This is a genomic window from Afipia sp. GW822-FHT04G07, from assembly GCF_058800765.1.
The window spans coordinates 283,888-297,152 of record NZ_JBXAMP010000002.1 but is presented as its reverse complement, the minus strand read 5'-3'; the positions used below and the strand labels follow the sequence as shown (position 1 = coordinate 297,152).

The window sequence follows — 13,265 nt, the reverse complement described above, 5'->3', positions numbered from 1 at the left end:
TAACAAGTGAAGATCAAACGGGAAACTCCGGACATTCCTTATGACGTCACAAGCGCCGACATCGCAACGCCAGGAAGTCAGGGTTTTCTGGACGGGCCCCGTCCTGAGCTATTACGAGCAGCTCTCGCTGAAAAGCGTCGTCGCATCCGGCGCTCGGGTGATTCTTTATACCTATGAGAAGGATCTGATTGTTCCGGACGGCGTAGAGCTTGCCGATGCGGACGAGATATTGTCGGGCCCGGTTCATCAGTTTCGCCACGCCAATGGCGACAAGTCCTTTGCGTTGCACTCCGATTTGTTCCGGTATCTCGCCGTCTACAAGTTCGGCGGCTGGTACATGGACCTGGATATTGTTTTTCTGGGCCAGCAGCTTCCTGCGGCGAAGACGTACGTCGCCTATGAGCGATGGGATTCCGTCAATGCCGCGGTGATGAAGTTTCCCGAACGATCACCGGTCATGGCTGGCGCAATCGACGAGGCGTGGCGTCTTTTGCCGCAAGCCGGAATGGCCACGACCGATGCGGCGCGCGTTGTGATAGGCCCCGCGCTGTTCACGCGCCTGATCGCGGAATACGCGCTGGATCATCTGGTCCTTCCCAAATCCAAGGCCTACGAAATTCCTCATACGGACGTGCTCTCGTTCTTCAATCCCGCCGCTTGCGATAGCGTTGCGCAGCGTCTCGCCGAAAGCGACTTCACGCATCTCTGGAATGAAGCGTGGCGATTATACCGTATCCCTAAAAATTACGGGCCGCCGGAGGGCAGTTATCTCGATCTGCTGTTCAAGCGTTTTGGCATTCACGTTTCCGCGCGGGCTCGTTTGTCATACGACGCAATCGAGGCCTGGGTCCGCGAGTACCGTGTTATCGAAGAGCTGAAGACGAAACTCGGACTCGACAGAGTTCGCTATGACTCGCTCGATCACCTCGCGCGGTCGATACACGTGAACGGCTGGCAGCCGGGGATGCGCCTGATCAATGAGGCGGACGAAAATCCTTCGCCTGTCCGGCAACACGTCACTGTACGTGAGCCCCAGACCGTCCGGACGTTCTGGCACGGCGATACCATGGGACCATATCAGTTGATGTGTCTGCGCAGCTTCGTCGAGCGCGGTCATCGCGTGCAGGTTTTTTCTTATAACCCCGATCTGCGTCTTCCGGACTGGATCGAAATCAAAAGCGCCGATCTCATCATGGGACGCGAACGCATACTGCGTCCGCTGTCGGAGAACGGTCCGGTCGCAATCCACGCGAATTTGTTTCGCTATGCGTTGCTCCATCAGCTTGGAGGATGGTGGATCGACCCGGACGTTTTGCTGCTGACTCCGGATCTTCCTGAAGGGGACGTTTTCTTTGCTGGTCCCGATATCTTTGATCGCGTGCCTATGGGCGCGCTCAAACTTCCGCCGGGCCATCCGCTCCTGGCGGATGCAATCGCTGCAGCGGAATCGCTCGGCGATTCCCTTGAGGATTGGGAGAGATCTGGCGCGGACTTGTTGACGACCCTGATCGGCAAGCACGGATTCAGAGATTTCCGGAACCGGGCACCGCTGGGACCTCTCTCCTGGTTCGAGGTGCCGAGCTTGTTCGACCCGGCATATGCAGGTGAATTGAATCGAAAGTGCAATGATTTTTGCTTTTTCCAGATTCACGATGAGGTCTGGCGAAGAGCCGGTGTGCCTCATAATCTGGCACCCCCGGAGGGATCGTTTCTGGCCTTGCTGTTGGCCAAACATGAGACGGACGCCCGTTTTCCGGCCCGAATGGCCTTCAACGAAGTGAACCGATGGCTCGCTCACATGTACCAATGCGTACGGCAGCGTCAGGCTTGATGACGATCGCGGCGATCTGACTTGGTTAAAACGGGAATCCTTTTTCGGCAGCTGTAGCAAATCCGCCACGCGCTGCCCCGGTTATACCGTTGATTGTGCAGGTTTTCCGTGTTTTTTGTCGGAGATTGAAAGTCTACGGGGTTTTTTGGTTATGTTGTTTTGCGTGCACCGCGCCTTTGGAGGGCTGCGATCGGAGCTTTCGCGCCGAGGCTTGATGATTGCATGCGCCGTCATGCTGTCGATGCCATCTGGTGCTGCGTTTGCGCAAGACGCTGCGCAGCAGGACCAGTTGTTCCAGCAGATGGTCCGCAATCCGAAAAATCACGAAGTGACATTCGAATTCGTCAGGGTCGCGACATCACGCGGAGACTACGAAGCCGCCATCGGTGCGCTCGAACGTTTGCTGTTTTACAATCCCAAACTGACGCGCGTGAAGTACGAGCTCGGTGCGCTGTATTTCCGGCTCGGCTCCTATGAGATGGCCAAGCGATATTTCAATGAAGCCCTCGCCAGCCCGGATATCGACGCGGTTACCAAACAGCGCGTCGAGACCTATCTGCCGGACACCGAGAAGCAGCTTCAGCCGAGCCGGTTCTCCGGTTTCGTGCAAACCGGCATCCGTTCGCAGAGCAACGCGAGCTTCGCGCCTGGCGGCGGAATTCTGCGCCTCGGTGGCCAGGATCTGGCTCTGCTTCCGACAGCGCGTCAGAAAAGCGATGTCAATTGGTTTGGTCTCGCTGGCGTGAGTCACGATTACGATCTTCAGAACCAGCGCGGCGACATTCTCGAAACGCGCGCCGTCGGTTATCTGACGCAGCAGGATCGTCTGCCCGATCTCAACGTTGGCACCGTGGAGGCAAGCTTCGGCCCGCGGCTGGCTTTGGCTCCGGAGCTTTTGCCCGGCGCAACCATCAAGCCCTATGTCGTTGGCGGTAATACCTGGCTGGCCGGAGCCAACTATCTCTCCACCGTCGGTGCGGGCGTGTCGCTGAAGTTTCCGGTGAACGACCGGTTCTCCTTCGGTCCGGATTTCGAGTACCGACGCGCCGAGTTCAAAACCGGAGATGTCATTCCGGTGTCCGGCTTCAATACCGGCGATTGGTTCACGACCGGTATCTCCGCGAGCGCGGTCATCTCTCAGCAGATCAAGCTCGACACGCGCGGCCTTTATCGGCGCGGCGAGTCGGCATTCGCATTCCAGTCGTTCGACCAGTGGGCCATCGAAGCCGCGTTGACGTTTGAATTCGCGCCGCCGGCCGATTGGATGTCGCGCAACTGGAGCGTTGCGCCATTCGTGCGGCGTATCGAGACCCGGTTCGATGCGGCCAATCCATTTATCGATCCGTTCACGGTGCGGAGCGACGGACAATGGTCGGTCGGTGCGCTTTTCAACGCGCCGATCACGAAGACCTTCGGTCTTTCGACCGCCGTGCAGTACGACCGGACCACGTCGTCACTGCCCAATTATCGCCTCGAGAACTTCTCCGTGATGTTCGGCCCGACAGCCCGTTTCTGAGGTAGCAGCAAATGTTTTTCCGCAAACCCGCATACTTCACGTCGTTGTTGACCGCGTGGCTTTCGACCACGGCGCTCATTCAGAATGCCGATGCGCAAAATTCAGGACGCGTCGGGGCTGTCAATCTCGAAGCGACGGGTACGCCGCCCGGCGCGTCGTCACGCACGCTCACGATTGGCACCAACGTCATCTACAAGGAGCGGGTGCAGACGTCGGCGCAAGGTTCGACGCAGATCATGTTTCCCGACACCTCGACATTGAACGTCGGCCGCAATAGCAACATCGTTATTGACGAATACGTCTACGATCCAAATGCCGGCACCGGCAAAATGGTGGCGACCGTCAGCAAGGGCGTGATGCGTTTTGTCGGTGGTCAGATCAGCCACACGGCGGGCGTGACGGTGAATACGCCGGTTGCGACGCTCGGCATTCGGGGTGGCGTGGCGACGGTGGTCTATCCGATCCCGCCAGGCTTTACCGGCTCCGATCCGAAGCTGGCGCAGGCTCGCGGCGAGATCGTCATCGGGCATGTCGGTTCGGTCGTCATCAAGAACAACACTGGATCGGTAATCGTCAGGCCCGGCTACATGACATGGGTATCCGGCCCGAACGATCCGATTCCGGAGCCGTTCCCGATTCCGGATTTCCTGCTTCAGAAAATCATAGCCGCGCTGACGAGCGGGCAGGGGCAAACCGGCGGCGTTTCGGATTTACCGACTGACCAGATGGCCGCCCGTCTTGGCTTTGGTAAAACCATCGTCACCGATCCGGCGAAGCCGCCGGGGACCGATCCGCTGGGTTACTTCTCGATCTTTGACGGTGGCAACGCCGTTGCAAAGAACAAGTCGCAATCAAATCAGACCAACTCCGTTCAGACGAATCAATCTCCGCCGCCCGTTACCGGTGGCTCCGGCGGTTGTTATTCGGGCTGCGGATACTGAGAACTACTGTCCATTCGCCGGCATGAACACCGCGTGAGATCGGCTGACCTCCTCGGCAATGAAATCGGCCGTGACCCGCACACGCGCGATGTTACGCAAGTCGCTGTGCAGCAACAGCCAGAATGTCCTGACCAAACGAAAATCCGGAAGCACGCGCACGAGTTGCGGCTCGTCCCGCGCGATGAAACACGGCAGCACGCACAGGCCGGCGCCCGCGATGGTGGAGTTCAGTTGCGCGATGAGGTTCGAGCTTTTGATCGCAGGCCGCAGCTCGGGTGACACGAAATGCGTGTACTCCAGCTCGGGCGAGTAAATCAGATCGTCGATATATGAAATGAACCGGTGAGACGGCACGTCGGCCGCGGTCTTGATCGCAGGGTGGTTGGCCAGATAATTCGGCGATGCATAGAGACCGAGTTCGTAATCCGTCAGTTTGCGGGAGTGCAGCCGTCCTTCACTGGGCTGTGTCAGGCTGACAGCGATATCGGCTTCGCGACGGGACAGGCTGAATTCACGCGGCATCGCGACGAGTTCGACGGTGAGTTCCGGGTGCCTGTCACTGAGTTGACCGAGGCGCGGCGCCAGAAATTTCGTTCCGAAGCCGTCCGGTGTGCCGATCCGGACTGCGCCGGTGGCCTCAAGTTTCGCATCGCCGATGGATTGAGCCGCGGAAGTCGCGAGCTGGTCCATCTGCTCGGCCATTTCCAGCAGCCGTTCGCCGGCCTCGGTGAGAGACGAGCCGCTGGTGCGCCGATCGAAAAGCTGGGAGCCCAGCGATGATTCAAGGGCGGCAATCCGGCGGCTGAGCGTTGAATAGTCGATTTTCATGCGCTTCGCCGCCGCCGTCATGCTGCCGCTGCGCGTGATGGCCAGAAACGATCGAACAAGATTCCAGTCAAACTGGTCGGTCATCGCGGTTGCTTTCGATAGTCGCCGGCGAGCGCCGAAATGCCGCCGTCTGCATACGTTGGGTAATCCATCCCGCACGCCGGGCCAAGGTTCATCTAAGCGGCGGCGGGCACAATGCGGCGGCCCATGGCCGTATTGACAGGGCCGCCTTCGCTCGCCTCTACTCCCGCCCGATAACAGCCTCCGTGCATCAGTTGCCGGCATAAGAAAAGGGAGAAGCGCGATGAAGAGTTTCCAGGTTACGGAATTCAATGCTCCGCTGACGGAAGTGGACATCGCGACTCCCCAGCCTTCCGGCTCGCAAGTGCTGCTCAAGGTCAAGGCTGCCGGCGTCTGCCACAGCGATCTTCATATCTGGGAGGGCGGTTACGACCTCGGTCACGGCCGAAAGCCGCTGTCGCTGAAGGACCGCGGCGTTTCGCTGCCGCTCACCATGGGTCATGAAACGGTGGGTGAAGTCGTGGCGCTCGGTCCTGATGCCAAGGGCGTGGCGGTCGGTGACGTGCGGCTGGTGTATCCCTGGCTCGGCTGCGGCAAATGCGAAACGTGTCAGACCGGCGATGAGAACATGTGCATCGTCAAGTCGAACTCGCTCGGCGTGTTTTGTGACGGCGGTTACGCCGATCACATCACGGTGCCGCATCCGCGCTATCTCATCGACCTGAAGGGGCTCGATCCGGTCACGGCCGCGCCCTACGCTTGTTCCGGCGTTACGACATACAGTGCGATCAAGAAAGTGGAAGCGGTGTTCGATCGGCCCATCGTCATCTTCGGCGCGGGCGGGCTCGGGCTGATGGCTCTGACGCTGCTGAAAGCCATGGGTGGCAAGGGCGCCATCATGGTCGATATCGATGCGAGCAAGCGGGAGGCGGCGGAGAAGGCCGGCGCGCTCGGCACCGTTGATGGCGCGGCACCCGATGCCTTGCAGCAGATCATGACGAAGGCCGGCGGCCCGATCCGTGGCGCCATCGACCTCGTCGGAAATTCGGCGACCGCGCAGCTCGGCTTCGACTGTCTGGCCAAGGGCGGCAAGCTTGTCATGGTCGGACTGTTCGGCGGCGGTGCGCCGTGGGCGCTGCCCCTGATCCCGATGAAGGCGATCACGATTCAGGGAAGCTATGTCGGAAGCCTGCGCGAGACGCAGGAATTGATCGATCTCGTCCGTGAAAAGAAGATCGCGCCGATTCCGGTCACGACGCGGCAATTGAAGCAGGTCGATGCGACGCTCGAGGACCTGAAGAAGGGCAAGCTCGTCGGCCGCGCGGTGCTGGTGCCTTAACGGGATCGGCCGTTTACTGCGCCATCATGCCGGCGTAAGCCCAGACAATGATGGCCAGCGCGATCGCTGCTGAAATGACAAGTCTGGCCATCATGAACCTCCGAAGCGCGTTTTCTATTTTTCGTGTGCCGCGAGCGGCAGGACAACCAGCGATATATCCGAATTCTGCGGATCGGGTCGAATTTCGAATCCGAGCCGTCTGCACATGTCGAGCATAACCGTGTTCCGGCTCAACACCTGACCGCGGATGGCGCGCACGCCTTCGGCGCGGCCGTATTCGATGATCATTTTCATGAGCATCGAGCCGAGACCGATGCCTTTGAGATCGGTCCGGATCAGAACCGCATATTCGGCGCTGGCGAAATCCGCGTCGGTGTGGAGGCGCACCACGCCGAGCATCCTGCCGGTGGTTTCCTCGATGGCGATGAACGCCATCGCGCGCGCGTAATCGAGCTGTGTCAGTCGCGCGATGAACGGATGCGTCAGTTCTTTCATCGCCGAGAAGAACCGCAGCCGGACATCCTCCTGACTCACATGCGCAAAGAATTCGGGATAAAGATGCTCGTCTTCCGGCCGGACTGGCCGCACGAAGATGGCTCTGCCATCCTTGAGCGTGAGACGCCGCTCCCATTCCTTGGGATAGGGCCGGATCGCAAAGCGATAATGCCCTGAGCCGCGGATCGACTCGCTGAGCGGCGCGATCGATACCTGAGCATCCACCGCGATAACGCCTTCCTTGTCCGCCAGCAGCGGATTGATATCGAGTTCGCGGATTTCAGGCAGGTCGGCCGCCATCTGCGCCAGCTTGACGAGCAATAGCGCAACTTCGGCTTCATTCGCTGCTGGAACGTCGCGGTAGCTCTTGAGAATGCGCGATACGCGCGTGCGCGCGATCAGATCCCGCGCCAGATTGAGGTCGAGCGGCGGAAGCGCCAGCGCCTTGTCATTGATAACCTCGACCGCCGTGCCGCCGCGGCCGAACACGACGACCGGGCCGAACGTCGGATCGTCGGCGAGGCCGGCGATCAGTTCGCGCGCGCGGGGCCGCAGGATCATCGGATGCACGGTCACGCCGTCGATACGCGCCTTCGGGCGCATCGTGCGCGCGCGTTGCAAAATCTCGTCGGTGGCAGCGTGGACCGCGCGTTCGCTGGTCAGGTTCAGCCGCACGCCGCCGACGTCGGACTTGTTCAGAATATCCGGCGAACTGATTTTGACGACGACGGTGCTGCCTTCCGCCAGAATGGAGGTTGCCGCACGCGCGGCCTGATCCGGATCGCGCGCCAGCACGGCGGACGCGATGGGGATCGAATAGGCCGCGAACAGCTCGCCGATTTCGATCGGGTTGAGCCAGCCGCGCTTGTCCTTCAAGGCGTTCTGGACGATCGCGCGGCCGGCCGCCACGTCCGGCGCGAAATCCTCGGGGAGACTCGGCGGTGTCTGCATCGCCACGTCGAGGCCTTCGCGATAACGCACGATGTGCATGAAGCCGCGCACGGCGTCGGCTTCGTTCGGGAAATGAGGAATGCCCGCTTCGCCGAACACCGCAGCGGCTGGCCCGCTGTCGCCGACCCAGGTGGTGAACACAGGCTTGCGCGAGTACGTCTCGGCGCGATGCTTCTTCACCGCGGCGACAACCGATTTTGCGCAATCGACGGGCGAGGCCAGCGTATTGGGCGAGTTCATAATGAGAACCGCGTTATTCGCCGTGTCGCCCAGCACCCGCTCGCAGGCTTGCGCATAGCGCTCGCCATCGGCATCGCCGAGAATGTCGATCGGATTGGCGTGCGACCATCGCTCCGGCAGCACCTTGTCGAGGCTTTTCTTCACGTCTTCGGAAATTCCTGCGAGTTCGCCGCCGAGATCGATCAACCGGTCCACCGCGAGCACACCGAGGCCGCCGCCATTGGTGACAATCGCGAGCCGGTGTCCGTGGGACGATTGCAGATGCCCGAGCGTTTCAGCGGCGGAAAATAATTCGTCGAGGTCGAGCACGCGCAACAGACCGGCACGGCGAAACGCCGCGTCATAGACGGCGTCCGATCCTGCGAGCGCGCCGGTGTGTGTCGCCGCGGCACGCGCGCCCTGGGTGTGACGGCCAGACTTGATGACGACCACGGGCTTGACGCGTGCGGCGGCCCGAGCAGCCGACATGAACTTGCGAACATCGCTGATCGACTCAATGTAAAGCAGGATGGCGCGCGTATCGCTATCGAGGGCGAAATAGTCGAGCAGGTCGCCGAAATCGATATCGAGATTTTCGCCGGTCGAAACGATGGCGGAAAATCCGACGTTGCGGTTCGCAGCCCATTCGACGAGGGCAGTCGAAATCGCGCCGGATTGCGAAATAAGTGCGAGGTCACCGGTCTGCGGCAGACGCGACGCGAAGCTGGCGTTCAATTTGATGCGCGGCACCAGAACGCCGAGCGATGGGCCGATCAGGCGCAGGCCGGTCTTCCGCGCCGTCTGCGCGATGGCTTCGGTATATGAGCCGGTGCCGAGGCCGAGGCCCGCCGAGAGCACCATCGCGGCTGGAAATCCGCGAGAACCCGCCGTCTTCACGATGCCTTGGATGATGGACGGCGGCGTCGAGATGATGGTGAGATCGGGTGTTCCGGGAATATCCTTGATGTCTCGGAGCGTCTTGATGCCCTCGATTTCGGAATGCTTGGGATTGACCACATAAATCGGCCCGCTGAATCCGCCGGCGATCAGGTTTCGCAGCGTCGCGCCGCCGACCGAGGCAGGCTTGGAACTCCCGCCGACAAGAGCGATTGAGCGCGGGACAAAGAGGTGCTCGAGGCGATAGGTGCTCATAAAGGGTCCCGGGCCATCATCGTTACAGGCTATCGCAATTCGGCGGGAAATGTGCCCGCCATGGGGCGGGCGCGCAGGCATGACGTCGCATGGCGCGAATCCGGTGGCGCACTCCGGCTAACATCTTCCGGATGATGGTGCAGAGCAATAAAATTCACCACGTTGCCCCCGAGGAGGGCTTTTCAGCGAAAGCCGATTGGCACGAGGCGCGACATGCTTCTAGACTGGGCGGATGTTGCCCTAGTACCCACTTTCCGGAGTTCGTACTCCGCCTCCGCAACGACTTTCACGAACTTCGGAAGGTTATGGGTACTAGCAAGCTAATAATTCTAGTACCGCTTTCTATTGGAAGTTCCTGATTGGACTCGCAGCTTGCGATGCAGGAACTTCCAATAGGCGGTACTAGACAGCGCAGGAACGTGTTGCGATGACGTGTGTGCTCTGTCGAGGTAGATCGCGATGACAATCAACGAGAGCCACCTCGCCGAAAAAGGCCGCCTTCGTCCGCCAAATCTCGGACTGTTTCTTGCCGAGGGCAGGGGCGTGTTCGAACTGAATGCGACACTGCTTTTGTCTCCCGCGCTTTTGACGGCCCCGCGCGGCGACGGTCATCCCGTTCTGGTGCTGCCCGGCCTGCTTGCGAGCGATGTGTCGACGCTGATCCTGCGGCGCTATCTCGACCTGCTTGGGTTCTCCACGCATCCCTGGGGCTTCGGGCGAAACACCGGTGGCGTTTACAGCATGAGGGAAAAGCTGGCCAAGCTCTTGACCAGCGTTCACGCAACGACGGGCCGGAAGGTCAGTCTGGTCGGCTGGAGTCTGGGCGGTGTTTACGCGCGCGATCTCGCTTTGCGGATGCCCGACATGGTGCGTTATGTCGTGACCTTGGGAAGCCCGTTCGCAGGCGATATCACGGCGACCAACGCCAAGCGCGTTTACGAAATGGTGTCCGGCGAGACCATTCAGGATGCCGACATCAAAGACATTCAGGCCTTGTCCGGCGATCTGCCGGTGCCGACGTCATCGCTCTATACCCGCACCGACGGAATCGTGAACTGGCGGACTTGTCTCGTCCGTGAATCCGACACCGCTGAAAATATTGAAATCTCGCTCGCGAGCCATATCGGCATCGGCGTGAACGCGGCGGCGCTATGGGCCGTCGCCGATCGTCTCGCGCAGCCTGAAGGAGAATTTCATCCGTTCGACCGCTCAGGGCCATTCGGATTGGCCTACGCACGTCCGGAGAGAACCAGCGCTTAAAATACGATTGCCGGATGAGAACGCCAAAAGGCGACAGCGGCGGTTAAACGGGAGGGTAACATGAGTCACGCCAAGAAGCTGTCCTCGATGGACGCGTCGTTTCTTTATCTCGAAACACCCGAGATGCCGATGCACGTCGGAAGCATGGCGATCTTCAGGCTGAAGGACGGATATCAAGGCGACTTCTTCGAAGACTTCAAGAAGATGATCGCGAGCCGGATTCATGTTGCGCCGATCCTGAAGGCGCGGCTGGAGAAAGCGCCGCTCGACATCGATAACCCGAGCTGGGTCGAGGACGATCAGTTCGACATCGATCGCCACATTTTCCGCGCGAGCCTCCCGGCGCCGCACGACCGCGCGATGCTGGAGCGCACCGTCGGCTGGATGCACGCCAAACTGCTCAACCGGGCGCGGCCGCTGTGGGAGTTCTATGTCTTCGAGGGCATGGCGAACAACGAGATTGGCCTTTATTCCAAGATGCACCATGCCTGTATCGACGGCGGCGCGGGCGCCGCGCTCACCAATATGATTTACGACATCACGCCGGTGCCGCGTGAATTTCCGAAGATCGTTCCGAACAAGCCGGCCAACGAGCCGCGCGATATCGCCACCAATATGATCGATTCCTACACGCAGCTTTGGCGTCAGCCGCTGGATCCGTCCACGGCCAAGAGCTTCGACCTGCCGCGTAGCGGCAAGAGCGATCTCGGCTCGATCCTGTTCGACAATGCGATGTTCCAGATCGAGAGCGGCATCAAGATGATCGGCGGGATTCCCGAAGCCGCCAAAAGCATGCGGGACATGATCGCGAAGGTTTCCGATCCCAAGGCGCGTGACAGCATCGCGAGCCTTGTTTCGCCGTCCACGATGCTGAACAAGTCGATTTCGTCGGAGCGCAGCTTCGCGGGTGTATCCGTCTCGCTGCCGGAAGCCAAGGCGCTGGCGAAGCGGGCCGGCGGTAAACTCAATGACGTGGTGTTGGCGCTGTCGAGCGGCGTGCTGCGCCGTTACCTGCTGGAGCAGGGCGGGTTGCCGAGCCGCTCACTGACGGCGGCCGTGCCGATCTCGCTGCGCGAGGAAGGTAACAACGATGCGAACAACCAGGTATTCGGCATGGTGTGCTCGCTGGCGAGCAATATCGAGGATCCGAAGGAACGTATCGAGGCGATCATCACGCAATCGGCCAAATCCAAGGAAATGTCACATCCGTTGCGGGCGCTGATGCCCTCGATCTCCAATGTCGCGATGCTGGGCGCGCCGATGCTGATTCAGGTGCTGGCGCTGCTTTACAGCCGCTCCAACCTGTCCGATGTGCTCCCGCCCGCCGCGAACGTCACGATCTCGAACGTGCCGGGTCCGCGACAAACGCTTTATGCGGTGGGAGCCGAGCTGCTGCACATCTTCCCGGTCTCGATCGCGACGCACGGGCTTGCCCTGAACATCACCGTGCAAAGCTATCGCGATCAGCTCGACTTCGGCTTCATCGCGGGCGCGAATATTATTCCCAACGTGCAGGTGCTGGCGGATATGTTGCCCGGAGAGTTCGCGCGCCTTGCCGCCGCCTACGCGCCGCCCAGCAATCTTGCAAGCGTCGCAAGCTGAAACGCGGCCATTGCAATGATTGAAATGCCGCCGCTTCAGTATGCCCAGACCAACGGCATACGTATGGGCTTCTACGACGCCGGCCCGAAGACCGATGCGCCGCCGCTGGTGCTGTGCCACGGCTGGCCGGAGATCGCATTTTCGTGGCGGCACCAGATCAAGACGCTGAGCGAAGCAGGGGTTCGGGTCATCGCGCCCGATCAGCGCGGCTACGGCGCGACGGATCGTCCTGAGCCCGTCGAGGCCTACGACATCGAGAACCTGACGGCCGATCTGGTCGGATTGCTCGATCATCTTAAAATCGATAAAGCGATTTTCGTCGGCCACGACTGGGGCGGGTTTATCGTGTGGCAGATGCCGCTGCGACACCCTTCGCGCGTCGCCGGCGTCATTGGAATCAACACGCCGCACACGCCGCGCACGGCGACCGATCCGGTCGGGTTGATGCGCCAGCGCTACGGCGATCATCTCTACATCGCGCAGTTTCAGGATCCCGGGCGAAAGCCCGACAAGATCTTCGGCAGCCGCGTTGAGGAAACATTCGATTTCTTCATGCGCAAGCCGATGCCGCAGAAGAAGCCGGCGGTGGTGGAGGCCGATGCCGGACCGCCTGCCGGAGGCCTCGGCGCATCGCCAAAACTGAACATGGCGTTTCCGCAGATGGTGGCGGGCTACGACGCCAAGGTAGACCCGCGCGAGAAGATTCTGTCGCCCGAGGAAATGAAGGTGTTTGTCGACACGTTCAAGGCGTCCGGCTTCACCGGCGGGATCAACTGGTACCGCAACATGACCCGCAACTGGGAGCGCTCAGCGCATATCGACCACACGGTGCGGGTGCCGTCGCTCATGATCATGGCGGAGAACGATCAGGTGCTGCCGCCGTCAGCCTGCGACGGAATGGAGAAGATCATTCCGGATCTCGAGAAATATCTCGTCAAGGACAGCGGCCACTGGACCCAACAGGAGCAACCCGACGAGGTCAGCGCCAAGATCCTGGACTGGCGCAGGCGGCGGTTCGGCTGAAACGGTGTGACTTTTGTGGGATGCCACCCCCGGCAAGCTCCTCGCGCCATAAGCCTTTGCAAAAGATGCGGCGGAACAGTAGCTTCG

9 protein-coding genes are annotated in these 13,265 nt (G+C 60.6%); 7 read left to right on the top strand and 2 right to left on the bottom strand.

What is annotated here, in order from left to right; genetic code table 11:
- Positions 1-40 precede the first annotated feature (40 nt).
- The 3 genes from AC1RKJ_RS21085 to AC1RKJ_RS21075 all read left to right on the top strand — a co-directional run bounded on the left by AC1RKJ_RS21085 (position 41) and on the right by AC1RKJ_RS21075 (position 4,288).
- Positions 41-1,831, top strand: a complete 1,791-nt coding sequence (locus tag AC1RKJ_RS21085) for a glycosyltransferase (protein WP_492793073.1) — start codon at positions 41-43, stop codon at positions 1,829-1,831.
- 214 nt (positions 1,832-2,045) lie between these two features.
- Complete coding sequence (locus tag AC1RKJ_RS21080) at positions 2,046-3,347, top strand: tetratricopeptide repeat protein (protein WP_492793072.1); 1,302 nt, start codon at positions 2,046-2,048, stop codon at positions 3,345-3,347.
- An 11-nt stretch (positions 3,348-3,358) separates the two neighbouring features.
- Positions 3,359-4,288 (top strand): FecR family protein, encoded by a 930-nt coding sequence (locus AC1RKJ_RS21075; protein ID WP_492793071.1) that lies wholly within the window; start codon positions 3,359-3,361, stop codon positions 4,286-4,288.
- Positions 4,289-4,291: 3 nt separating this feature from the next.
- On the opposite strand, the gene AC1RKJ_RS21070 is transcribed toward AC1RKJ_RS21075, so the two are convergent.
- Positions 4,292-5,200, bottom strand: a complete 909-nt coding sequence (locus tag AC1RKJ_RS21070) for a LysR family transcriptional regulator (RefSeq protein WP_492793248.1) — start codon at positions 5,198-5,200, stop codon at positions 4,292-4,294.
- A gap of 220 nt (positions 5,201-5,420) precedes the next feature.
- On the opposite strand from AC1RKJ_RS21070, the gene AC1RKJ_RS21065 reads away from it, so the two are divergent.
- Positions 5,421-6,476 carry an alcohol dehydrogenase gene (locus AC1RKJ_RS21065; protein WP_492793069.1) on the top strand — a complete coding sequence of 352 codons (1,056 nt, stop codon included), beginning with the start codon at positions 5,421-5,423 and terminating at the stop codon, positions 6,474-6,476.
- A 114-nt stretch (positions 6,477-6,590) separates the two neighbouring features.
- Here AC1RKJ_RS21065 and AC1RKJ_RS21060 read toward each other — a convergent pair whose 3' ends face one another.
- Positions 6,591-9,293 (bottom strand): bifunctional acetate--CoA ligase family protein/GNAT family N-acetyltransferase, encoded by a 2,703-nt coding sequence (locus AC1RKJ_RS21060; RefSeq protein WP_492793068.1) that lies wholly within the window; start codon positions 9,291-9,293, stop codon positions 6,591-6,593.
- Between the two features lie 459 nt (positions 9,294-9,752).
- Here AC1RKJ_RS21060 and AC1RKJ_RS21055 point away from each other — a divergent pair, with 459 nt between their 5' ends.
- Genes AC1RKJ_RS21055 through AC1RKJ_RS21045 form a run of 3 tightly spaced genes read left to right on the top strand, consistent with a single transcriptional unit; the run spans position 9,753 to position 13,178 of the window.
- A complete protein-coding gene (locus tag AC1RKJ_RS21055) occupies positions 9,753-10,553 on the top strand; it encodes an esterase/lipase family protein (RefSeq protein ID WP_492793067.1) in 801 nt (266 codons plus the stop codon).
- A 60-nt stretch (positions 10,554-10,613) separates the two neighbouring features.
- Complete coding sequence (locus AC1RKJ_RS21050) at positions 10,614-12,155, top strand: WS/DGAT/MGAT family O-acyltransferase (protein ID WP_492793066.1); 1,542 nt, start codon at positions 10,614-10,616, stop codon at positions 12,153-12,155.
- A 15-nt stretch (positions 12,156-12,170) separates the two neighbouring features.
- Entirely contained in the window at positions 12,171-13,178 is a 1,008-nt protein-coding gene (locus AC1RKJ_RS21045; RefSeq protein ID WP_492793065.1) for an alpha/beta fold hydrolase, read from the top strand.
- Positions 13,179-13,265 lie beyond the last annotated feature (87 nt).

Coding starts and splice junctions, on each gene's coding strand:
- AC1RKJ_RS21085 (WP_492793073.1), top strand. CDS start 41: ATGACGTCACAAGCGCCGACATCGCAACGCCAGGAAGTCAGGGTTTTC.
- AC1RKJ_RS21080 (WP_492793072.1), top strand. CDS start 2,046: ATGATTGCATGCGCCGTCATGCTGTCGATGCCATCTGGTGCTGCGTTT.
- AC1RKJ_RS21075 (WP_492793071.1), top strand. CDS start 3,359: ATGTTTTTCCGCAAACCCGCATACTTCACGTCGTTGTTGACCGCGTGG.
- AC1RKJ_RS21070 (WP_492793248.1), bottom strand. CDS start 5,200: ATGACCGACCAGTTTGACTGGAATCTTGTTCGATCGTTTCTGGCCATC.
- AC1RKJ_RS21065 (WP_492793069.1), top strand. CDS start 5,421: ATGAAGAGTTTCCAGGTTACGGAATTCAATGCTCCGCTGACGGAAGTG.
- AC1RKJ_RS21060 (WP_492793068.1), bottom strand. CDS start 9,293: ATGAGCACCTATCGCCTCGAGCACCTCTTTGTCCCGCGCTCAATCGCT.
- AC1RKJ_RS21055 (WP_492793067.1), top strand. CDS start 9,753: ATGACAATCAACGAGAGCCACCTCGCCGAAAAAGGCCGCCTTCGTCCG.
- AC1RKJ_RS21050 (WP_492793066.1), top strand. CDS start 10,614: ATGAGTCACGCCAAGAAGCTGTCCTCGATGGACGCGTCGTTTCTTTAT.
- AC1RKJ_RS21045 (WP_492793065.1), top strand. CDS start 12,171: ATGATTGAAATGCCGCCGCTTCAGTATGCCCAGACCAACGGCATACGT.